Here is a 22,164-nt window from a genome sequence, read left to right as displayed (position 1 = left end):
GAAAGTGCTGCTATGAGCCTTGTGAAAGCGCCCGTGCAGGAGAACATAGTGGTTGTCGGGTGCGGCATTTCCGGCATGTGCACCGCACTTGCGCTGGCCAAGCGCGGTCTGTCTGTCAAGGTGATCGAGCGTGACACACCACCGCCGGAGGGAGATGCGGATAAAGCCTTCTTCGAATGGCCACGCCGCGGCGCAACACAGTTCCGCCACCCCCATGCCTTCCTCGGACTGATGTGCAATATCCTGGCGGAAAACTACCCGGACCTGCTGGAAGAATTTTACGCTGCCGGTGCGCGGCGCGTGAACTACACGGATCTGCTGTCACCGGAACTTGAAGCTCAGTATCGGCCTGAGGCGGGAGATGAAAAACTCTGGATGCTGATGTGCCGGCGGGCCACCATCGAAACGGTGCTGCGGCGCTATGTCGAATCCATCCCCAACATTGAGGTCATCAATCAGCTCACCATCGATGGCGTAATCACCGAACGCAGGGGAGATCAGCTGTCGGTTGCGGGGCTCAAAGTTCGCAGAGACTGTCAGGATCGCTTCGGCACTGAAATAGCGGCAGATCTGCTGGTTGATGCCAGCGGCCGTACCACCCGCTTTCCAAAATGGTTCGCAGAAGCGGGCACAGAAATCCCGGAAGAGAACCGGGATGCGGAAATCGTCTACTACACGCGCCACTACCACCTCCTGCCGGGTGTGGACGAACCACCTCGAAATGGCAAGGATCGCGCGGCCGGCGATCTGGGCTACATCAAGTTCGGGGTCTTTCCCGGCGACAAAGGTAATTTTGCGGTCATCGTCTGCCTGCATACCTGTGAGCTCGAGTTGCGGGAAGCCATCAAATCCGGTGATCGGTTCGATACTGTCTGCAGGAGCACGCCGGGACTCGCGCCCTGGGTGGCAGAGGGGAAAGTAGAGCCGACGACCGAACCCTTCGGTATTGGTGACATCCGCGCGGTGTGGCGCCACTACGTGAAGAACGATGAGCCGCTGGTGCTCAACTTCTTTGCGGTGGGCGATGCTGCGCTGCGAACCAATCCGCTGTATGGCCGGGGCTGCAGCACCAGCATCCTGCATGCCCACATGCTCGCCGAGGTGCTCACGGAGCACACAGATCCCGTCCAGCGTGCCCGGGTATTCGACAGACTCACCGAAGAAAAGCTGCGACCGATATTCGAAACAAGCTGGCAGGAGGATCAGAACGGTATCCGTCGTGCGCTGGCCGTGCATGAAGGGCGCGTGCTGGAGACCCCGGACACTTTCAAGAAGCGTTTCGGAATGGCGTTTGGCGATGCCCTCGCGGCCGCCGCCCGCTACAACCTGCATGTGCATCGAGGCATGATGCGAACAGTCAATCTACTGGAGAAGCCGGGCGCTTTCCTGGAAGACTGGCGCATCCGCATGATCATCTTCGGCTATATGCTCAAAGGCCGGAAGCGCAACGCAGCAGCGCGCATACAACGAGGACCGAGCCGCAGCGAAATGCTGGCACTGGTTGGTGCTGAAGTTCAGCCCTAGCTGCTGGTATTGTCTGCAAACCGCCGGGCAGTCAGCAGCCGACGTACTTCGATATGCTCTGAGCGGGTTATCCGGCAGCGGAGTGCAAGGGACATCCACACGACGTTAGCCAGCGGCACTACGAAACCATCGACCACGCCGAGGCGGAAGATGACCTCCGGGTCAACGCCCTGTTGTCCTGCCCCTTGCGGAAAGTCGATGACGATATCGAGCAGTGCACCGGCGAGCAGAAGGCCGATACCTGAAGTCGCTTTGGCGGAAAAGGTGATGGCAGAGTTGAATACGCCCTCCTGACGTCTGCCGGTTTCCAGCTCCTGTACATCCAGAGTGTCTGCCACCATGGAAATGAACATCACCAGAGCAACGGTAGCGAAGAGCGCCCGGACGATGCTGTCGCCAATCAACAGATACAGCAGCAGATCGGAGCCGTTCGGCGGAAGTACATCCAGAAACCGCAGACCCACCAGCAGCATGCCCTGCAGCATCAGCGCCACGCTGCAACCGACCAGGAGGTACTTCTTGTCAAACCTGGCCTGCAACGGGGCCACAAGCAGGAAGGCGATCAGTGCACCGGTAAAGGACAGTGAAAGCCAGCGCAGACTCGCCGTGTCGAATCCCCAGAAGTAAGTGCGCATATAGATTTCGAATGCCTGATTCGTACCGATCACCACGGAGCTGGTCAGCACCGCCGCGAACAGCAGCAGGAAGTCCCGATTGGAGAGTGCATCGCGCAGGTCTTCGATCACACTGGAGAACCGGAAACGCTTAACTTCGCCGCGGGGCTGCATGAGAAACGGTATCTGATCTCTGGTCAGATGCGTTGTGATCAGGACGGCCAATGGAATGCATACAGCGAGTACCAGGGCGAGATTCCGGTAGCTGTCGGGGTTGAGCTGGCCAAGCGGAAATTCGGCGCTGGCCGGGAATACCCAGGAAAATACCGCAAAGGTGATACTGATACCGCCCATCCAGGCGAAAAAAAAGCGGTAGGTTACGATGACGCTGCGTTCCTCGTAGTCTTCGGAGAACTCTGCGAACAGTGCGCTCCAGGGAACGTAGAAAAACGTCATGGAGACTCGCGCAGCCACCACGAAGAACAGCAGCCAGGCCAGCAGCAGGGGCTCGCGGGGCAGATCGGTCGGGATATCGGGTGGTGCGAAAAGAAAGTAGACGGTCAAGCCAAGCGGCAGAGCGGCCGCGTACATGAACGGGTGACGTCGGCCGAGCCTGGAGCGAAATCGATCGGAGTAGGAGCCTACGATTGGATCGGTAATCGCGTCGACGATCAGTGCAATAAACAGCGCGCCTGATACATAGAGGGCCGGCAGGCCCAGCACCTGGTTGTAGTAGAGCAGCAGAAAGGTCTTGATTGCGAAGTCTTTGAACACCTCCGGCAATGCGCCGATTCCCTGAAAGATGCGTGCCGCAGTAGGGACTTTTCCCCGTCGCTGTTGATCCCGGCTGAACATCGGGGCGGCGGGCGTGGTTGTCACCTTGCTGGTGTTGTCCAAAAGTTGCGTCTCGACATTTCGAAAGTGGTTTAACAATCGGACTCTGATAAGTGCGTCCGATAGGGCAGGACGGATGTAATCATGCTTCCTGCTGATTTCATAGAACCTGTCGAGCATACTGATCTGCTGTGTCGTGATTGCGGTACTCTTCCCCTGTAAATGTCAGAAGGACCACCACCGTGCCTATATCCCGCAAGCTTGCACTCGACGACGCCCAGGTCGAAGAACTCCTTACCACGACCTGGAACTGCCGCATTGCCACACTCGGTCCCAAAGGCCGGATCAATCTCACCCCCATGTGGTTCGGCTGGGCGGGGGGCAAGATCTACATCTACGGCCGAGGCCAGAAAGTTGAGAATCTCCGCCGCGATCCGACCTGCACCATACTGGTGGATCGGAATGAGAAATTTCCCGAACTGCAGGCGGTGGTGATGCAGGGTGTCGCCCGGGTTCTCGAGGATGCCGCGGCGGAAGCGGCGGACACAGACCTTGTGCTCGCGAGGGCGCAGATCGGTCGGAAGTACAATGGCGGCCACGGCCAGCCGCCGGTGGCGGACCCGCCGCCCATGGCGGCCACTGCCCAGGGCCGCAATGCCCGCTGGATGGTGTTTACCCCCCAGGGACAGGTTACCTGGGACAATTTCAAGCTGGCCACCTTGCGTCGCTGACGACGCCCGCTGGTCTGTGCACAGCGGCGGTCGATGCTGACGGGCGGTCGATGTTGACCCCAGGGGTAGAAAAGCGCCGCTCGATGCCGTTCGGCTGGTATCCTTCGCGGTTCCAGAATTTTCGCGATTAATACCTGACCCATGGCCACAATTCTTCAATCTCTCCCCATCGGTGAAAAAGTCGGCATCGCCTTCTCCGGCGGACTCGACACCAGTGCAGCGCTGCACTGGATGAAGCAGAAGGGTGCGCAGCCCTATGCCTACACTGCCAATCTGGCACAGCCGGACGAATCGGATTACGAGGAGATCCCCCGCAAGGCCCTGGAATACGGCGCTGAACAGGCGCGGCTGGTGGATTGCCGGAAGCAGCTCGTCAAAGAAGGGCTCGCAGCGATCCAGACCAGCGCGTTTCATGTCACCACCGCGGGCGTCACCTACTACAACACCACCCCGCTCGGGCGGGCGGTCACCGGCACCATGCTGGTCGCCGCCATGAAAGAGGATGACGTCAACATCTGGGGAGACGGCAGTACCTACAAAGGAAACGATATCGAGCGCTTCTATCGCTACGGCCTGCTCACCAATCCGGCCCTGAAAATCTACAAGCCCTGGCTGGACCGGGACTTCATCCGTGAACTCGGCGGACGGGCAGAAATGTCTGCTTTCATGACCGAAGCCGGATTCGGTTACAAGATGTCGGCGGAGAAGGCCTACAGCACAGACAGCAACATGCTCGGTGCAACACACGAGGCCAAGGATCTGGAATTCCTCAGCAGCGGCATGCACATCGTCAATCCCATCATGGGCGTGGCGTTCTGGAAGCCGGAGGTCGAGATCGTACCCGAGGTGGTCAGTGTGCGTTTCGAGCAGGGTGTGCCGGTTGCGCTGAATGGCAGCAGCTTCCCGGACCTCGTTGAGCTCCTGCTCGAAGCCAATCGCATCGGCGGCCGTCATGGCCTGGGTATGAGCGATCAGATTGAAAACCGGATCATCGAAGCGAAGAGCCGCGGCATTTATGAAGCACCAGGCATGGCCCTGCTCTTCATTGCCTACGAACGGCTCGTTACCGGCATTCACAATGAAGACACCATCGAGCAGTATCGGGAAAACGGTCGCAAGCTCGGGCGGCTGCTGTATCAGGGGCGCTGGTTCGACCCGCAGAGCATCATGCTTCGGGAGAGTTCCCAGCGCTGGGTCGCATCAATGGTTACCGGTGAAGTCACGCTGGAGTTGCGCCGAGGTAACGACTACTCGCTGCTGAACACGGAAAGTCCCAACCTGACCTATCACCCGGAGCGACTGACCATGGAAAAGGGAGACTCCATGTTCACTGCTGAGGACAGGATCGGTCAGCTCACCATGCGCAACCTGGATATCGTGGATACCCGCGACAAGCTTTCGCTGTACTCGAGCAGCGGTCTGCTGAGCATCGGTCAGGGAACCCAGGGCGTGCCGAGGCTCGAAGAGCCGGGGAACGATTGATCTGCACTCACTCCACTCATTGCATCATCGGACGTTATGGCCTCACTTGTTACTGCTTCCGGGTCTGCAGAACCCGCCGAGACACTCTCTGATCGATACCGGCGGGTCCGCAGCGCCAGCCTGACACTCACCGCGCCGCTCACCGTAGAGGATCAGGTTGTGCAGACCATGCCTGAGGTCAGCCCGACCAAATGGCATCTGGCGCATGTCACCTGGTTTTTCGAACGCTTCTGTCTTCTTGAGCACAGGCCTGACTACCGAGCCCGCGACGAACGGTATCTGCACCTTTTCAATTCCTACTACTACACAGTCGGGGACATGTTCCAGAGGATGGATCGCGGGATCCTGAGCCGACCCACTGTCGCCGAGATCCATGCGTATCGCGCGCACGTGGACGAGTGCATGATCGACCTCATCGCTGAGCGCGCCGGCGATGCGGATTTCGAGAAGCTTGTGGTGCTCGGCCTCAACCATGAACAGCAGCACCAGGAACTGATTCTCACCGACATCAAGCAGGTGCTGTTCATCAATCCCCTCGGGCCGGCTTATCGGAACCTGCCGGCGCCGCCACCTTCACACTTCAAGCCTCTCACGTTTACGGATATTCCGGGCGGTATCGAGCACATCGGCTTCGCCGGTGAAGGGTTCAGTTTCGACAACGAGACCCCACGGCATCGCGTGCTCCTGGAGGATCACGCGCTCGGTGATCGGCTGGTCACGAATGCCGAGTATGCGGAATTCATGGCAGATGGCGGCTATGGGGAGCCGGCGCTGTGGCTTGCGGATGGTTGGGCGAAGATCCATGCGGATGGCTGGAATCGGCCGCTGTGCTGGTCCGCAGATCTGTCGCGCGAGTTCACGCTGGGCGGCTGGCAGGATATGGACGCGAACGCCCCTGTGTGTCACGTGAGTTTTTATGAAGCCGATGCCTTTGCCCGCTGGGCCGGGGCCCGGCTGCCAAGCGAAGCGGAGTGGGAGCTCGCAGCCGCACGCAGCGAAGTCGGCGGCAACCTGCTCGACAGTGACCAGTTACGGCCGCTGGCGGCGAGCGGCAGGGTGCAGGGTATTACCCAGCTCTTCGGCGATGTCTGGGAGTGGACGGCTTCAGGCTATAACCCCTATCCCGGCTTCGAGCCACTGGCCGGCTCGCTCGGCGAATACAACGGCAAATTCATGTGCAATCAGATGGTGGTGCGCGGCGGCTCCTGTGCAACCTGGAGTGAGCACATCCGCGCCACCTACCGGAGCTTCTTTTATCCACAGGACCGCTGGCAGTTTCTCGGCATTCGTCTCGCCAGGAACACCTGAGCCGGTCCGATAACCAGGGAAAATTCCAGCATGAGCAGAGTCTCGGCACTGACCATCGCAAACGACTCGGCCCCTGAACTGGCAGAAGACAGGGCTATGGTTCTGCGGGGTCTGACTGCGCAGCAGAAGCGCATCTCGCCAAAGTATTTCTACGATGAGCGCGGCTCGGAACTGTTCGACAGGATCTGTGAACTGCCCGAGTACTATCTGACCCGTACAGAACTCGCGCTCATGGATGAGCACCTCGAAGAGATCGCATCACTTGTCGGCCCGCGGGTCGCGGTGATTGAGTTTGGCGCAGGTTCCAGCCTCAAGATCCGCAAGCTGCTGGACCGGCTCGATGCACCTGCGGCTTATGTGCCGGTAGACATCTCGGTCGACTATCTCGTCAAGCAGGTCGAAGATCTGTCACGCGACTATCCGGATGTGCACGTGCAACCGGTGTGTGCAGACTTCACGAGGCCTTTCGAACTCCCTCGCCATCCTGTGGAACCTGCGCGCAATCTCGTGTTTTTCCCGGGCTCGACGATCGGCAATTTCACACGGACCGACGCCCTCGAACTGCTCAGGGTCATGCGGCTGGAAGCCGGGCCGGGCGGAGCCCTGCTGATCGGTGTTGACCTGCGCAAAGACCGTGAAACAGTAGAAGCTGCTTACAATGACAGTCAGGGTGTGACTGCCGAATTCAATCTCAATGTGCTGAGGCGCCTGAACCGGGAACTCGACGCAGACTTCGACTTTCGGCACTTCAGACACCAGGCCGTTTATGACGGAGATGAAGGCCGGATCGAAATGCGGCTCGTGAGCCAGACTGACCAGCGGGTGACCGTGGCAGGACAGGCGCTCTCTCTGGAGAAAGACGAGTTCATCCTTACCGAGTACTCGCACAAGTACTCGATCGAGGAGTTTGAAGGTGTCGCGGTTCGCGCAGGATTCACACCGGGAAAATGCTGGGTGGATGCGAGTGGGCTGTTCAGCCTTCACTACATGACGGTGGATTCGGAGTAGCTGCCACCGTTCGCGACCCTCTGGCGCGCTGATGGTGAAACTGGCAGGAAAAGTTCAAGCTCATCTGGAAGGTTTTTCCGAAACTCTGGTTGCGTGGATCCGCGCGGTACCATAAGGGAAACTATCCATAGCAAACCAATATCAGATCCCTGATTCTTGGCCAGTCTGTTTACTCTGAGCGACACTGATGGCCGAAAAAACTAAGATATTCGTGGTGCTTGATCCGACCTGCATGGAGCAGGCTGCACTTGAATGGGGAGAACAGATTGCGCACCAGTTCCGTGAACGGCGCGCAACGGAGGCGGTGCTGCACGTGTACTGCTGTATCAATGAGGACAGTGTGGCGATGGTATCCGGTGACGACAGCGCCCACTCCCAGGCGGAGACAGAGAAGCGGGTGCGGAACTGGGTTGAACGGCTGGTTGCCGCACCCCGGGCCGACGGTCTGGAGATCGAGGTTGAGGTGGAGTGGCACCACGACTGGCGCAAGGCACTGGTCGTTGCGGCAGAACGATGCGCCAGTTCACTGGTTGTGAAGAACATGACGCAACACACCAAGTTCGTGCGTATGGTCAGGGAAACATCGGACTGGACGCTGATTCGTCAGTGCTCGAGTCCTATTCTGCTCGTTAAAACGGGCCGTCCCTTCAAGATTGAAAAAGTGCTGGTTGCGGTCAAACACAGCCCTGAAGAGGATGTTTACGAGAAGGCCAACGACGAGATTCTTGCTGCGGCAAAGCGTCTGACCACCGATCTCGGCGCGACTCTGCACGCGGTCACAGCCTATACAGGCGGTTACCCTGACCGCCAGAGATTCGCCGATCGTTGCGGGCTTGAGCGCTCCCAGGTGAGTGCGGCAGTGGGCGCCCCGGAAAAAGTCATCGCCGAAATTGCCGGGAAACAGGGCAGCGATCTGCTCGTTATCGCCCGGGTGGCACGGTCGGATTCAGTAAAGGAGATCGGCGCTACCGCGAGAAAAGTGATCGATACAATCGACACTGAAGTGCTGATTCTTCCGGTTGCTTCGTAGCCGAGGCCGGGAACCGGTAGGACAGCAGATGGTGCGCCAGTGACAGGCGCACCGGACTGAGTCACTTTCCGCCCGGGTATTCGCTCTCCAGCAGTCGCGCTCCCCGCAGGATGTTGCCCATCGCATAGTTACCTTCATGGCAGGCATATTCGTAAACCAGATCGTCCGGTTTCGCCTGCCACACATATCGGCCGCTCCAGGGCCTGGTCCAGACTGTCTCGTCGGTCACCGTGAAATCGTAGTAGAGGTTACCGTCTTCCAGCGGGGTGAACCGCTCCACCACCTGAAGATTTTCATCTGCGCCCGGCAGCCCGCTGATATCCCGGAACCCGCGAGTTTCGACGACCAGAGTGTCACCTTCCCAGCGACCGATGGAATCGCCCAGCCACTTGCGGTTGGACTCCGGCGAATGCTGCGCATCGAGGCGGATGATCCGTGCATCGTGAACCATCTCCTGCAGTATCATTACGTGAGTGTCGGTCTGTACGATGCGCTTGTAGTTGTTGTAGAGACTGGAGATGGTCGGCACGGTGGAACCGAAGGAGATCAGGCAGCGTTCAGACGGCGCCAGACTCTCCGGACCGTCGAAAGGCCCCGGTCCGTCGTGATCGAGCCAGGTCGCCTCGCCAGTGTTTTCGTGGGCGAAGCTCTGATAAATGGTTCCAAACCGGTCTGCAACGCCGGGCCGGGTTTCCGGATAGCGGCCATTGGGCGGATCGTAGATGATCGAGGTGGGTACCTTGCCATCGATCTCACCCAGCGAGCTGCCCGGGTCGATGTAGAAGAGGTTATAGCCCCCCACACCACCCGCGCCGCCGATATTGTTCCCGTCACCCCCGGCGGGCGGTGCTTCCCGATCCGGATCGCTCTCATCGGTGAGCGCCCAGTCCGAAGCGATACCAAAGACCCAGTTGAGTGCGCTGGCCACCCAGGGATAGAGATATTCCGTCTCACCGAGCCATTCGGGACGCTGGGTCGGGGTCAGTGTGCCGGTGTCGTAGACGCCGGTCAGATCCGGTGTACCGGACGCGGTGCGTCTGATTTCCGCGCCCACAGGCGCGGCGATAAGTATGACTGCCAGGAAAAGAGCGGGCTGACTGAATTTGTACATACTGTTGCCGGGGGCTTGTCTGATACTCGAAGTCTGCAATCAGGCACCCTGCAACGCAACTCCGGAGCGCCGTGGCCGGTGGACGCATTGTGAGCCCGCCAGGAGCTGTCTCTGAGCGGGACAGCAGAGGTCGCTCTCCATCAGATGGATCTGAATACGTCCGCCCATCTTTCGATTGCTGACTCATGATTGTGCACGAGTTGCACAGTCACCTGATCGTAGCCGGCTGCCGCCAGCGCCCGCATCCGCTCGACCAGTTCCTCACGGGTGCCACTCATGGTGGTCGCCTTCACGAGGTCTTCGGACAGGTGGGTCTCCTCCGGCCGCACAAACATGAGGTGACCGCGATGGTTCGTCAGATACCTGGCGTCGGCCGGCTCATAGCGTTCGTGAGTCTGCATGTATTCGCTGAGCAGATTGCTGAGTGTTCCGGTTGGCAGGTTGCGTCCGCCCATTGCGCCGACTTCGTCTGCCATGTTGTGAAACATGACTGCGGTCAGCGGTGCGGCTTCTGACATCAATCGCGCCCGATCCGCGTCCGGGTCACCGTCCAGTACAGCGCCAAGGAAAAACAGATTGGACTGAAGTGCTTCAGTTTCGCTGCCGGTATCCGTCCAGATATCCTGCATTTCCTGGAGGCTCTCAATGGCTCCCTGGGCGCCGAAGTTCAGCCAGCCAGCCCGAAGATCGGCAGCCATCCGTTTGGCGCCGGGGCCGAAAGCGGAAAACCACAGAGGAATGTCCTGCCCGATATCGATCAGTCCCAGGTCGGGATTGAGGAAGCGGATCTTCCGCGCCTTCCCTTCGAAATCCCACTCGATCGTTTCGCCGCGCAGCAGTTGCTGAACGCGTTCAATATAGCTGCGTGTCTGTGCGAGTGTGATCGCGCCCAGACCCATGGTGCGCCTGGCCGTAAAGCCGGTCCCGACTCCGAAATCGATACGTCCAGGGGCAATCTTCGAAAGAGATGCGAAAGCGTTCGCTGTCACCGGCTCAATCCGGTTGGAGGGCACCAGAACACCAGTGCCCAGGCGAATCCTGGTGGTCTCATGAGCCGCCAGCGCCATGCAGATGAAGACGTCGGGATTAAGCAACTGAGTGTCGTAGAACCAGGCTGCGTGAAAGCCCAGCTCTTCTGCGCGCTTCGCCCAGCGCCAGGAATCGACTTCGGATGCGAATGCGACAGAATATTTCATAACCTTGACCTGCTCAGCTTCGAGATCTGTCGCTGGACGCCTCCATCTGTTCACGACCGAGCATTCACGCTCAGGCATTCACGCCGGAGCATTCACACGCGTGTACTCACGCGCCTGCACTGACCAGACCGAAGCGTGCACCCTGAGGATCAGTTGCGATGATGATCCAGTCCCCACCGGGTACTTCCATCGGCCCCATGAGCACTGTGCCGGACTTCGATTCGACTGTGGCTTTCGCAGCGGTCACCGAAGGCACCCGGAAATACATCTGCCAGCTGGCTGACTGACTCCGATCCTGTTGTTGAAAAACTGCACCGAGACGGCGGCTGTCGTGGTCTATGAAGCAGTAGTCGCCCATCTCGCCCATGTTCATGCTTTCGTTGAACTCGAAGCCGAAGTGATCCGTATAGAAGCGCTTCGATTCTTCGAGATCCGGACTCTCCAGTTCGTTCCAGCCGACCCGCTGCAGCGCGTCGGGGGAAAAAACATCGCTGCCGGTATCCGGGGCACCATCCGGCGGAATGGGATCCATGATGTAGATCGGCACGCCCTGGGGATCGGCGATCATGGCGATTCTTCCTACCGGCAGATCGGTTGGCGGCATCTGCAGGACACCACCAGCCTTTTCGATTGCACTGATCGTTGCGTCCACGTCCGAGCAGTACAGGTAGGGTATCCACAGCGGTCCGGCGCCCCCGTCGATCATCTCCTGCGTCAGCTCGAGCATGCCGCCGGCGTTGCCCTTGTCGTCGCGAACGATCATGCGATAGTCGGTTTCTGCACCATCCGCCGGAGGTTCGATCTTCCATCCGACAACAGCACCGTAAAATGCCGCTGCAGCGTCGGAATCCGGCGTCATCAGTTCATACCAGATAAAGTCAGCCTGTGGTGCGGACATGGGTGCTGTCTCCTATTTCTCGAGTGTCACGACCGGAACGAAACCACCGAAAATCAGTCTTGTGCCATCGAAGGGCATTCTGTTCTTCTCCGGATCCATGCGTGGATCTGAAAAATCCGGTGCGCGCAATTTCTCCATCGCGGCATCCCGGGTCTGCCTGTCCGGCCACTCAATCCAGGAAAACAGCACCGCCTCATCATCCTTCGCCTGCACCGCCATGAAGAAATCCGTGGTCTCACCTTTCTGAACATCGTCCTGCCAGCATTCCAGAATCCGGGTAGCCCCCAGATCCATGAAAACACCGTCTGCTGTTTCTGCGTGTCTGATGAAGTCCTGCTTGTTCGATTTGGGGCAGGCGATCACAAATCCGTCTATATAGGACATATCGAGTCCTCCTTTCCTGCTCGGGTGGTGTCAGGAGCCTGCTGCGGTGCTCCCACTGATGCCGCGATCATGAGGCCACATAGATGGCGATCTTGTTGCCTGTGGGATCACGCAGGTAGGCGCCATACCAGGACTGCTTCTCGGGTGGCCGAAATCCTGGCGCGCCTTCGTCGGTGCCGCCATTGGCAAGGCCCGCTCTGTGAGCCGCGTCAACCGATGCTTTTGAAGGCGCTTTGAACGCGATCATCATCCCATTACCGGCCGTCGCTGGCTCTTTATTGAATGGGGGGCAAACATAGATGCTGTGCGAATCGTCTCCCTTTGTGCCATAGCCAATCCAGCCGCCGTCTGCAAACTTGCGCTCACAGCCACATTCTCCGAGCACCGCATCGTAGAACACGCCGGACGCTTCGCTGTTCAGCGCGCCGATGGTGATATAGCCGATCATTTTTCTCTCCCCTGAAATGCACAGATCAATTGACGCAGAACATGTGCGTCAGTCACTTGAATCCCGCCTGCATCGGCTCTGCTGCCGTGCGCGTCGGCCTCCAGGAGGGTTCCCCCGCGATCATGCAGCCGGCGCTAGCCGGACTGGAGCATCGCCTCGAGCAGACGTGCCAGTACGCCTCTCGGTGGTCTGGCGGACCTGCGGATGTCTACGTCGTAGATCAGCGTACTGTCGCCATATTCCACCACTTCGGCGCCGGCGCCGGCAAGCAGCGATCTGATGCGCTCGTTCTCGCTGAGCACGTGGGATCTGAAATGGCTGATCCCATTCGCGCGCGCTGTTTCCGAGAGTCTGCGCAGCAGCAGTTTGCCGAGTCCGAGGGTATGAAGTTCATCCACTACCGCCACCGCAGGTTCGGCGACATAAGGCGCCCCGGCAGTTCGAAAATACCTGGCTACGCCGACAATCGGTGGCGCGATTTCACCATCTGCGGACAGCAGTCGGGCACCGATAGCCACATGGTTGTGAGTGTCGGTGTTGAGCAGACCGTCGGTGATGAAATCGGGCAGACTCGGCATCGCCGAGAAAAAGCGCAGATAGCGGGATCGGGAAGAAAGACCTTCGAAGCCCGCCAGCAGGTCCGCGCGATCGGCCGGGCCGAGAAAGTCGAAACGGACCTCGCGGCCGTCGTGGAGCCGATCCGAGTATTCGATGCCGGTTGACCTGGTCTTCATGGCGGATGTCTCCAGCCCGGAACGCCCGTTCGGTGAATGTGCGTTCGGTCCAGTTTGTGCGACGCAACAAAATATAGCACCGGAGCGTCCGGGTCTGCACCCGGAATTTACTTGCCATGCTGTGTGCCGGCTTCCAGCTCCTTTACTGCAGCGTGATGGCAGGCGCGGCTGATTTGCCGATACGAATGACGTCTGGTGTAAGGGTGGTGAGCACGCATCTGCCAGACCCGAGAGCAGTGGCGTCGACCGCCAGCGCATCCCTGCTCTGCGTCGTGACAATGCCGGGCACGAATATCAGTATGATGATCATCATATTAAAAGCGCCGATCAGTATGCTTATCCTGCATCAGTTCGAAAGCTCGCACTTCAACGACAAGGTTCGATGGGCGCTGGATTTCAAAAAGATCCCCCACAATAGGATCAGCTATCTGCCGGGTCCGCATATTCCGCAGATCCGCAGGCGTTCCGGTGGACCGACGACCACCCCCCTGCTGCAACATGCGGACGGTTTCGTGTCGGGATCGGCAGCGATCATCGACTGGCTTGAAGCAGAGCACCCACACCCTGCCCTGTATCCCGAAGGTGAAGCCAGCCGCACCCTCGCGCTTGGCGTCCAGTCGCATTTCGACAGTATTGTCGGACCGGCAACGCGCACGGCCGTGTTTTCCGTTTTCATTCACGAACCCGGATATCTGTGCAGAACTTTCGCCGCTTCGAAAGGGCCACTGAAGCGCCTCGCCTATCGGGCCACTCTGCCGCTGGCGATGCCGCTGATCCGTAAAGGCAATCTTGTCTATCCGGATAACATCGCCCGATCGATTGATCTGTGCCGATCGACACTGGACCAGCTTGCCGAAGACATCGCCGCGACTGGCTATCTGGCAGGTAACGGGTTTTCCATCGCCGACCTCACCGCCGCGTCCCTGCTCGCCCCCCTGGCAAACGTGTCTCACCCTGACATGCAGCGACCGGAGCCGATTCCGGAAAGTCTGCGGACCTTTCTGGCCCAGTGGCAGCCGCACCCGGCAATCCAATGGGTGCATCAGATGTACGCAAGGCACCGCTCTCAATAGTCGACGCTGTTCATTGCACGTTCAGGCCGACTGGAATAGCGTTGTGTCATGATTCGAGGAGTGGCAGTACTGATCTTCCTGTGTACGGCGGTTCACAGCCGTGCAGAGATGCGCTGTGATGAATCACTGGTACAGCGCGGTTTCAATTTCATTGAAGTACTCGAGCGTTGCGGACCACCGGACGCCGAGTATCGCCGTGTGAGTTTTCTGGCCGCTGGTGTATACCTGCCGGTAGAGGAGTGGTTCTACGAACAGGGGTCGAACCGCTTCCGCCGGTTGCTTACCTTCGAAAACGGCCGGCTGGTCCGGATTGAGCTGCGTCCGAAGCCTGAAGTGCCGATTTCAGAACTGCACCTGCCCTGACAGGTTACGCACGACCGTGCGGAATGGAAAAATCTATCTCGGGTCCTTTCGGCAGCAGGAAGGGCGGACGGCTGCCATAGTAAATCCCTTTGATCGCATTCACATCGACTGTCTCAGCGACTCCCGGATACTGATAAAGATCTCGCGTATAGGGCCAGAGATTCCTGAAGTCCACCAGTCGGTTGCGATTACAGAGGAAGTGGCCGTAGTAGGCTATGTCGAAACGGACCAGGGTCGAGAACAGCCGCCAGTCCGCTTCGGTGATACGGCTTCCGCAAAGATATCGGTGTGTCGATAATCGCCTGTCGAGATCATCGAGTGTGTTGAACAGGGCATCGTACGCAGCTTCGTAGGCGCTCTGGGATTGTGCGAACCCACATCGATACACACCATTGTTGATATTCGTGTAGATGATCCCGTTCAGGCTGTCTATTTCCGCTGCAAGATCCGTCGGATAGAAAGTGGTGCGACTGACGCCCGGCAACGTGTCGAAAGCGCTGTCCAGCAGGCGAATGATGTCGGCGGATTCGTTGTTGACGATGGTCTCGCCCGCTTTATCCCAGAGTACGGGCACCGTGACCCGGCCTGTGAATGCAGGGTCCGCCCTGGAGTAGATTTCGTGCAGGTGTTGCGCGCCCAGCAGCGGTTCAGCGATTTCCCCGAAAGTCCAGCCTTCCGGCCCTGCTGCAGGTTGAGTGAAAGTAATGCCAATACTGTCGGTCAGTCCCTTGAGCGATCGATACAGTATGGCCCGATATGCCCATGGACACCCTGCGTTGACGAACAGGTGGTAGCGGCCTGCCTCGGCTGGAAAGCGTGGGTTTCCGTCGCCGATCACCTCCCGGAAGGATGAGCGGGTGCGAATAAATTCACCGTTGCCATTGGTTCTGCGCAGGTCATCGGACGTCCAGCGACCTTCAATCAGCATTCCCACTTTCTATCACCTCGCCGGCCTGTGGAGTGGAATCAGTGAAGTCGAGACTAGAGTGCGACAGGTCGCAGATCAATGGGACAGGCTGGTTGCAACTCCGATGCTGTCAGCAGAAACTTGCCCGGTCAGTGTTTCGAGCTCGGGGGGTAACCGATGAAAATGCTGGCATTCACCTATGGGCTGACGGCGTACGGCTGAGGAGGACGGGGGCTTGAATCATCGGTATCAATAACGGGAGAGGGGTTATGGAACGCTTGCAGAGAATTACGCTGTGTCATGGATTTCTGGTCATCCTGATCGCCATGCTGGCAGGGTTCATGCTGATGTTCTCTCTGCTGGGAGGACTGGAAATCTGGCCGGGCCACATCCTCTCGATCCCCACCTACGGCACCAGTGAGGGGTGGGTTCGTGCGCATTCCGGCGGGACGATGAATGGTCTGCTGGTGATCGCCGTGGGGCTGTCTCTGCCGAAGACCGGTTTGTCCTCGAGGATGCAGCGGCTGACAGCTTACGGCTTTATCTATGTTGCCTGGTCGTTCACCGCCTTTTACTGGCTGGGTAATGCTGCAGGCAATCGCGCACTGAGCATTGGCGACAATCCCCTGGGGCCTTCCGACATTTTCGGAGTGCTCGGCTTTCTGCCGGGTCTGCCGTCGGTACTGATCGTCGTACTGCTGCTGGCTGTGGTGGTGAAAGGGATCTGGTCGACTTCAGATTGACTGCAAATCAGGGTTGCTGTGCTTCCTGACACTGTGCGTACCAGAGCGGGTCTTCAGCGCACGCGAAATCGCGCAACACGTCTGTCAGCCCGCCAGTACCCTCTATCGGCAGCCTTACGAGCAGACGACCTCGAGCGTGTCGAGGGTCGTCTGCTTACCGCTGAGAAGTGTGGCTTACGCGACGCTGGCCTTCCGCTTGCCTTTTGCTACCGATCGGCGTTTGCCGTCGTAGAGAAACTCCGGGCCGTCCATGTCGGTTGCGGGAATCTCCACCCTTTCGGTCCAGTAGTCCTGATTATGCCGCCACTCGGGTTTGTCACCGCGGCACGGCAGCTGGTCGAGCCCGCGCATGAGATAGCCCGGGTTGAAGTTTTCCTGCTCGATCCAGGGCAGAATCTCCATATCCTGGTCTTCGTCGCGAAGGGCCACCTCGACCCGTTTCGCGCCGATCTCATCCATATGGTTGAGCAGCTTGCAGACGAAATCACCCAGCATGTCGACGCGCAGGGTCCAGCTCGCACGGAAGTAGCCAAACACCCAGAGCAGGTTAGGTACACCAGTGAACATCATGCCCCGGTAGGTCACCGTGTCGTGCCAGTCGATCGGCTTGCCGTCCTTCTCAAACGGGATGTCCCCCATGACAGAGAGGCGGAAGCCGGTAGCTGCAACGATGATGTCCGCTTCAAGCTCCTCTCCGGAGACTGTGCGTACACCTTTCTCGGTGAAGGTATCCAGCGTGTCGGTAACGACGCTCACCTTGCCTTCGGCAGCTGCCTTGAAGATGTCGCCATCCGGGCAGAATGCCAGCCGCTGCTGCCAGACCCGGTACTTCGGAACGAAGTGGGGTTCAAACTGGAAGTCTTCTCCCGCGAACTGACGGACCAGGGCTTTCAGCTCCTCGAACACGACGTCGGGCTCGGTGAGGCAGCGTTTGGTCATCAAGTCCTGATCGTGCATGATCTGGGCGCGCACCACCCGGTGGATGGTCGGTTCATCGATTCCGATTTCGCGCAGTCGATCGGCCAGCTCATTCCTGTTTTCGGCGCAGAAAAAATAGGTCGGGGAGCGTTGCAGCATGGTTACATGCGCGGCTTTCTCAGCAAATGCAGGGATCACCGTTGCCGCAGTGGCGCCGGAACCGATGACCAGGATGCGTTTACCGGTGTAATCGATCTCCGGATCCCAGAGCTGGGCGTGGATAAACTTGCCTTTGTATCGGTCCACGCCGGGCCAGTCGGGTATGTAGGGCGATTCGTGGTTGTAGTAACCCTGGCACATCCACAGGAAATTGCAGGTAAAGGTAACGCTCGCGCCGTCTGCACTTCGCGTTGCCTCGACGCTCCAGAGGTTATCGCTGCTTGACCAGCTGCATCGGGTGATGCGGTGGCCGTAGCGGATGTGTTTGTCGATTCCGTTGTCTTCGATGACCTCGCCCATGTATTTGAGGATTTCATCCGCGCTGGCGACCGGTGTGCCGACCCAGGGTTTGAAGCGGTAGCCGAAGGTGTAGAGATCGGAGTCGGATCGGACACCCGGATATTTGTGGGTTTCCCAGGTGCCGCCGAAAGTGTCCTTCATCTCCAGAATCACATAGCGCTTGCCCGGGCATTGCTCCTGCAGGTGATAGGCGGATCCGATCCCGGAGATGCCCGCTCCGACGATCAGGACGTCGACATGCGTTGCTGCATCTGCCTTGGGTTTCTTCAGGGTGTTAGGCACGAATAGTCTCCTTTTTCGATATCAGCGAGCGTGCGCCTGCCGAAAATTAACTGTCCACAGGCCGATTCTCCCGGCCAGTCTGGCGATGGTGACTTAAGATAGCAGCAGTACCCACCCCGCCGGATCTGCTTCGACACCCTTCTTGAGCCCTTTCAGGAAGCGGGTAAATCAGGGAAAGTCCCGATAGCCAGAACCAGTCGACACGATGGCGGGCATATCTGCTGGATATCCACCATCCGCCGGTTACTATCCGGCGCTGTTGACGGGGGGCATGAAGTCCCTGGCCGGGTATTCCTCGGCCGCATGCGGAGAAGAAGTGGCCCGGCGGGTCATCGGCGAGATGCAGGTCGCGCCTGCTCAGATGATGGAGACTCGCAATCAGGGCTGACGGATCCGGTTCGAAGAAGAGGAGAGTGTAGTGGACCTGACGACACACTGGGTAGGCGTTGCCTCCATCGCGATATTTGTCTTTGCCTACGGTGTGGTGATCGTCGAGGAATTCACGCACCTGCGCAAATCCAAACCGGTGATGCTGGCCGCAGGAATCATATGGGCCCTGATCGGATACCAGTATGCCGGTGTGGGACCGGGTCATGAGGCGGAGGAAGCGGTAAAGCGCTTTCTTGTGGAATTCGCGGAGCTGTTCCTGTTTCTTCTGGCCGCAATGACCTATGTCAACGCCATGAGCGAGCGCAATGTTTTCGAAGCATTGCGATCCTGGCTGACGTTGCGTGGCTTCAGCTATCAGCGGCTGTTCTGGATCACCGGATTTCTGGCCTTTTTTCTCTCGCCCATCATCGACAATCTGACGACGGCTCTGGTCACCTGCGCCGTGATCATGGCGGTGGGTCGGGACAACAAACGCTTCATCGGAATCGGCTGCATAAACATCGTGGTGGCCGCCAACGCGGGAGGTGCATTCAGCCCGTTTGGTGATGTCACCACACTGATGGTCTGGCAGAGCGGGGTGCTGCCGTTCCAGACCTTTTTCCTGCTGTTTCTGCCTTCGCTCGTTAATTTTCTGGTTCCGGCAGGCTGCATGTACCTGGCACTGCCGAAGGGCTCTCCGACGGTTGCGGATCGGCAGATACCTATGAAGCGGGGTGCACGCAGTATTGTCGGCCTGTTTGGCTGCACCATCGTAACAGCGGTGTCCTTCCACCAGTTTCTGCACCTGCCGCCCTTTCTCGGCATGATGACGGGCCTGGCCTATCTGAAACTCTTCGGTTACTACCTGCGGAAGACACATCTGCCGTTGAGCACGGATACTCCGGGCTATGGGGACGTCGGAGAAGTCGAGCCGTTCGACAGTTTTCGAGAAGTTGCCCGGGCGGAGTGGGACACGCTGCTGTTTTTCTTCGGAGTCATCATGTGTGTGGGCGGGCTGGGTTTTATCGGATACCTGGATAAGCTTTCCGTATGGCTGTATGAAGGTCTTGGGCCGCTCTATGCAAACAGTCTGGTGGGTGTTCTGTCGGCGATCGTGGATAACATCCCGGTGATGGTCGCCGTGCTGCAGATGTCGCCGGATATGGACACCTCACAATGGCTGCTGGTTACTCTGACGGTCGGGGTCGGCGGCAGCCTGCTTTCTATCGGCTCCGCCGCTGGTGTTGCACTGATGGGTCAGGCCCGGGGCTTCTACACGTTCTTTGGTCACTTGAAATGGAGCCCGGCGATTGGTCTGGGTTATGCCCTGAGCATATGGGTGCACATGTTGCTGCACGGGCCTTGAGTCACAGCGAAACCGCATGCCAGTGCTCGGCGATCCCGTATCCCGTCTGCTCACCCCATTGAAATCGAGTCAGCCCTTCGTTCACGAAGGTGGCACCCCCGGGCATCGGGATCTTGGTGGGGCACTGGTTCAGAACTTCTCCCGTGATTTCAATTTTTTCCTGATCGTCGAGTTCTGCGCGCAATCGAATGGACTTGTGCAGGATGGAGTCTGACTCGTATTCGGTTTCGATGGTGACATTTCTGAGAGTGCTGGAGGTGCCGTCGCGCTGCAGCCACCCTTCACCCCGCATCACACCATCGCGACTTCTGAAACAGGAACCGCCCAGCGCTGCGTGTGTTCCGAAGTTCATGGAAAACCAGTTCACGAATGGTGCCGGTCCTTGACCCGGAGCCGAAGTTGCGGCCTGTCCCCGATCACCTGCACCCCAATCCCGTGGTCCCCAGGATTTATCCCGAACACCGTAGCCGTCCACCTCCCAGCGTTCAGCTCCCAGACCCACGCTGCCCCGCACACGACCACTCTGTTCGAAATGCCCCCTGGCCCCGGAGGCAGCGTAATGGGGTTCGGTCAGGCATTCGAAGCTCACTGCCATATCCAGCCGGGATGGTTTGAACCAGCCTTCGGGGCGACTCTTGCTTCGCTGCAGAAGAATGCGTCCATCGGCGATGTCCTGAGCAGGACCGCGATAGAGGATATCCCAGCGCTTGTGCGGTTCAGAGCAGATCAGCTTCAGGTTACCGGCGGTCAGATCGCCATCGTAGGCGCTCAGATCCGCCCCGATATCGCGCCGGCCATAGGTGAAGGCCACTCGTCGGCCGGGAAGGTAGATCACGTGCAGTGCGTCGGCCCAGCCGCTGCCGGGACGAAAGCCCATGCGGGTAAACATGCCCAGTCGGGAGTTCGGGTCCACAAAGTTGAAGTAGTAGCTTTCACTCCAGGCAGGGTCATCCTGGGTGGGATGCATGTGTTCATCGGACATAGACTGCTCGCTTCCTTCTGATTGCCTGCATGAGTTTAGCGCCCATTTCGCTTTTCCGGCTCTTCCACCGGCCTGGTGCAACAGACCTTCACGCGATATTCACGCCCCGTCACCCATTCTGCAGCGGTACGACAACATTAGCACTCATGATGTACCACAAATTCAGTATCCGAATGGGGTTGATAGGCACGTTGCTGTTCACCGCAGGATGTCAGGCACCGATGAGCATGAAGACAGTTGAGCACGTCGATCTCGAGCGTTTCATGGGCGACTGGTACGTGATGGCGGCGATACCTACGCCTTTCGAGCGGGGTGCGCACAATGCTGTCGAAAGCTACACGCTTCGGGATGATGGCACTGTCCTCACTGAGTTCAGTTACAACAAAGGCAGCCTGAATGGTCCGGAAAAGCGAATGGTCGCTACAGGATACATTCTCAATGATGAAACGAATGCCCGCTGGGGTATGCAGTTCGTCTGGCCGTTCAAGGCCGACTACCGGATTATCTATCTCGACCCGGCGTATGCAACGACGATCATTGGACGGGAGAGGCGGGACTACGTCTGGATCATGTCCCGCTCGATACTCGATCCGGACAGTCTGGAGCGACACATCAGCTGGCTCGAGGGTATCGGCTACGACATCTCCCGGATCATTCGCATTCCTCATGGCGGTATCGAAAACAGACTCCGAACGGAGTCTGCAGGGGGCGTTGAATGAAACTGGTTTTTATGCTTTTCGTACTTGTGGTCATCGCGCCTGCTGCCCTGAGCCGTGCCGTACAGTACGACTTCGGCGTGTATCTTGACGGCAAACGCATTGGTGAACATACGTTTGTGGTGGAACCGACCACGGGTGGTGGATATACCGTGCAGTCAGATGCCCGCTTCGAGGTGAAAGTGCTGATGGTGCCGCTGTATCGCTATCGACATACCGCGCATGAAGTCTGGGAAGGTGGCTGCCTCCAGTCGATTTCCAGCAGCACGATGGTCAATGGCAGGGAGTCCGCGCTGCGAGGAAGCCTTCAGGCGGACGGATTTGCGCTCGAAGTGGAGGAAGCCGGAGCGGTTGAGAGCAGATCCCTGCCTGGCTGTGTGGCGACCTTTGCCTACTGGGATGCAGCGACGCTGCAGCAGCAGGAACGCCTGCTCAACAGCCAGACAGGCGCCTACGAGCCGGTGACCTTCAATCGCGAGAGCGCTGGCCGGGTCGCCATCAACTCCGAAAAGTTCGTGATCAATCTCGAATACGCGGCGGATCAGTGGCGCGGACTCTCCACCCTGCGGGATGGGCGGCGACTGGAATACCGATTTGAATCCCCGGTTTAGAGCGGCGGTCAGT

General features: G+C 58.7%; 24 protein-coding genes. 13 read left to right on the top strand and 11 right to left on the bottom strand.

Going from position 1 to position 22,164, the window contains the following annotated elements; all coding sequences use genetic code 11:
• The first annotated feature begins 12 nt into the window (after positions 1-12).
• Positions 13-1,524, top strand: a complete 1,512-nt coding sequence (locus tag R3E82_15655; GenBank protein ID MEZ5552320.1) for an FAD-dependent oxidoreductase — start codon at positions 13-15, stop codon at positions 1,522-1,524.
• Here the strand turns inward: R3E82_15655 and R3E82_15650 are convergent.
• Positions 1,521-3,017, bottom strand: coding sequence for an MFS transporter (locus R3E82_15650; protein MEZ5552319.1), 1,497 nt, complete (start codon positions 3,015-3,017; stop codon positions 1,521-1,523). The two genes, R3E82_15655 and R3E82_15650, sit on opposite strands and share 4 nt — an antisense overlap.
• A gap of 197 nt (positions 3,018-3,214) precedes the next feature.
• On the opposite strand from R3E82_15650, the gene R3E82_15645 reads away from it, so the two are divergent.
• The 5 genes from R3E82_15645 (at position 3,215) to R3E82_15625 (ending at position 8,531) form a co-directional block, all read left to right on the top strand.
• Positions 3,215-3,703 (top strand): pyridoxamine 5'-phosphate oxidase family protein, encoded by a 489-nt coding sequence (locus R3E82_15645; protein ID MEZ5552318.1) that lies wholly within the window; start codon positions 3,215-3,217, stop codon positions 3,701-3,703.
• A gap of 141 nt (positions 3,704-3,844) precedes the next feature.
• Positions 3,845-5,185 (top strand): argininosuccinate synthase, encoded by a 1,341-nt coding sequence (gene argG, locus R3E82_15640; GenBank protein ID MEZ5552317.1) that lies wholly within the window; start codon positions 3,845-3,847, stop codon positions 5,183-5,185.
• A 36-nt stretch (positions 5,186-5,221) separates the two neighbouring features.
• The gene (gene egtB, locus R3E82_15635) at positions 5,222-6,493 is read left to right on the top strand and encodes an ergothioneine biosynthesis protein EgtB (protein ID MEZ5552316.1); all 1,272 of its coding nucleotides are present in this window, start codon (positions 5,222-5,224) and stop codon (positions 6,491-6,493) included.
• A 30-nt stretch (positions 6,494-6,523) separates the two neighbouring features.
• Positions 6,524-7,501, top strand: a complete 978-nt coding sequence (gene egtD, locus R3E82_15630) for an L-histidine N(alpha)-methyltransferase (protein MEZ5552315.1) — start codon at positions 6,524-6,526, stop codon at positions 7,499-7,501.
• Positions 7,502-7,688: 187 nt separating this feature from the next.
• Entirely contained in the window at positions 7,689-8,531 is an 843-nt protein-coding gene (locus R3E82_15625) for a universal stress protein (protein ID MEZ5552314.1), read from the top strand.
• 61 nt (positions 8,532-8,592) lie between these two features.
• On the opposite strand, the gene R3E82_15620 is transcribed toward R3E82_15625, so the two are convergent.
• The 7 genes from R3E82_15620 to R3E82_15590 all read right to left on the bottom strand — a co-directional run bounded on the left by R3E82_15620 (position 8,593) and on the right by R3E82_15590 (position 13,615).
• A complete protein-coding gene (locus R3E82_15620) occupies positions 8,593-9,642 on the bottom strand; it encodes a hypothetical protein (GenBank protein ID MEZ5552313.1) in 1,050 nt (349 codons plus the stop codon).
• A gap of 140 nt (positions 9,643-9,782) precedes the next feature.
• Positions 9,783-10,838: an LLM class flavin-dependent oxidoreductase gene (locus R3E82_15615; GenBank protein ID MEZ5552312.1), complete on the bottom strand. Its 1,056-nt coding sequence runs from the start codon at positions 10,836-10,838 to the stop codon at positions 9,783-9,785.
• A 106-nt stretch (positions 10,839-10,944) separates the two neighbouring features.
• Positions 10,945-11,736, bottom strand: a complete 792-nt coding sequence (locus tag R3E82_15610) for a VOC family protein (GenBank protein ID MEZ5552311.1) — start codon at positions 11,734-11,736, stop codon at positions 10,945-10,947.
• Positions 11,737-11,748: 12 nt separating this feature from the next.
• On the bottom strand, positions 11,749-12,120 hold the full coding sequence (locus tag R3E82_15605) for a DUF1428 domain-containing protein (GenBank protein MEZ5552310.1): 372 nt from the start codon (positions 12,118-12,120) through the stop codon (positions 11,749-11,751).
• 67 nt (positions 12,121-12,187) lie between these two features.
• Positions 12,188-12,568 carry a VOC family protein gene (locus tag R3E82_15600; GenBank protein ID MEZ5552309.1) on the bottom strand — a complete coding sequence of 127 codons (381 nt, stop codon included), beginning with the start codon at positions 12,566-12,568 and terminating at the stop codon, positions 12,188-12,190.
• Positions 12,569-12,702: 134 nt separating this feature from the next.
• Positions 12,703-13,302, bottom strand: coding sequence for a hypothetical protein (locus R3E82_15595; GenBank protein ID MEZ5552308.1), 600 nt, complete (start codon positions 13,300-13,302; stop codon positions 12,703-12,705).
• 142 nt (positions 13,303-13,444) lie between these two features.
• Positions 13,445-13,615: a hypothetical protein gene (locus tag R3E82_15590; protein MEZ5552307.1), complete on the bottom strand. Its 171-nt coding sequence runs from the start codon at positions 13,613-13,615 to the stop codon at positions 13,445-13,447.
• Between the two features lie 19 nt (positions 13,616-13,634).
• Between R3E82_15590 and R3E82_15585 the strand changes: the two genes are divergently transcribed.
• Together R3E82_15585 and R3E82_15580 are read left to right on the top strand one after the other, a co-directional pair.
• Entirely contained in the window at positions 13,635-14,375 is a 741-nt protein-coding gene (locus R3E82_15585; protein MEZ5552306.1) for a glutathione S-transferase family protein, read from the top strand.
• A 60-nt stretch (positions 14,376-14,435) separates the two neighbouring features.
• Positions 14,436-14,738 (top strand): DUF2845 domain-containing protein, encoded by a 303-nt coding sequence (locus tag R3E82_15580; GenBank protein MEZ5552305.1) that lies wholly within the window; start codon positions 14,436-14,438, stop codon positions 14,736-14,738.
• Positions 14,739-14,742: 4 nt separating this feature from the next.
• Here the strand turns inward: R3E82_15580 and R3E82_15575 are convergent, their stop codons facing one another.
• The gene (locus R3E82_15575) at positions 14,743-15,666 is read right to left on the bottom strand and encodes a glutathione S-transferase C-terminal domain-containing protein (GenBank protein MEZ5552304.1); all 924 of its coding nucleotides are present in this window, start codon (positions 15,664-15,666) and stop codon (positions 14,743-14,745) included.
• Positions 15,667-15,914: 248 nt separating this feature from the next.
• Here R3E82_15575 and R3E82_15570 point away from each other — a divergent pair, with 248 nt between their 5' ends.
• Complete coding sequence (locus R3E82_15570; GenBank protein MEZ5552303.1) at positions 15,915-16,388, top strand: hypothetical protein; 474 nt, start codon at positions 15,915-15,917, stop codon at positions 16,386-16,388.
• Positions 16,389-16,562: 174 nt separating this feature from the next.
• On the opposite strand, the gene R3E82_15565 is transcribed toward R3E82_15570, so the two are convergent.
• Positions 16,563-18,107, bottom strand: coding sequence for an NAD(P)/FAD-dependent oxidoreductase (locus tag R3E82_15565; protein ID MEZ5552302.1), 1,545 nt, complete (start codon positions 18,105-18,107; stop codon positions 16,563-16,565).
• A gap of 205 nt (positions 18,108-18,312) precedes the next feature.
• On the opposite strand from R3E82_15565, the gene R3E82_15560 reads away from it, so the two are divergent.
• Together R3E82_15560 and nhaD are read left to right on the top strand one after the other, a co-directional pair.
• Positions 18,313-18,495, top strand: a complete 183-nt coding sequence (locus R3E82_15560; GenBank protein ID MEZ5552301.1) for a hypothetical protein — start codon at positions 18,313-18,315, stop codon at positions 18,493-18,495.
• A 30-nt stretch (positions 18,496-18,525) separates the two neighbouring features.
• Positions 18,526-19,842, top strand: a complete 1,317-nt coding sequence (gene nhaD / locus R3E82_15555) for a sodium:proton antiporter NhaD (protein ID MEZ5552300.1) — start codon at positions 18,526-18,528, stop codon at positions 19,840-19,842.
• A 1-nt stretch (position 19,843) separates the two neighbouring features.
• Here nhaD and R3E82_15550 read toward each other — a convergent pair whose 3' ends face one another.
• Positions 19,844-20,824: a hypothetical protein gene (locus tag R3E82_15550; GenBank protein MEZ5552299.1), complete on the bottom strand. Its 981-nt coding sequence runs from the start codon at positions 20,822-20,824 to the stop codon at positions 19,844-19,846.
• A 221-nt stretch (positions 20,825-21,045) separates the two neighbouring features.
• Between R3E82_15550 and R3E82_15545 the strand changes: the two genes are divergently transcribed.
• Together R3E82_15545 and R3E82_15540 are read left to right on the top strand one after the other, a co-directional pair.
• Entirely contained in the window at positions 21,046-21,543 is a 498-nt protein-coding gene (locus tag R3E82_15545) for a lipocalin family protein (protein MEZ5552298.1), read from the top strand.
• Complete coding sequence (locus R3E82_15540) at positions 21,540-22,151, top strand: DUF6134 family protein (GenBank protein ID MEZ5552297.1); 612 nt, start codon at positions 21,540-21,542, stop codon at positions 22,149-22,151. The genes R3E82_15545 and R3E82_15540 overlap by 4 nt, the downstream gene beginning before the upstream one ends.
• The last annotated feature ends 13 nt before the right edge of the window (positions 22,152-22,164 follow it).

The organism is Pseudomonadales bacterium, assembly GCA_041395945.1.
Taxonomy (GTDB): domain Bacteria; phylum Pseudomonadota; class Gammaproteobacteria; order Pseudomonadales; family Azotimanducaceae; genus SZUA-309.
The sequence above is the reverse complement of the archived record's forward strand: the minus strand, read 5'-3'. Positions and strand labels throughout refer to the sequence as shown.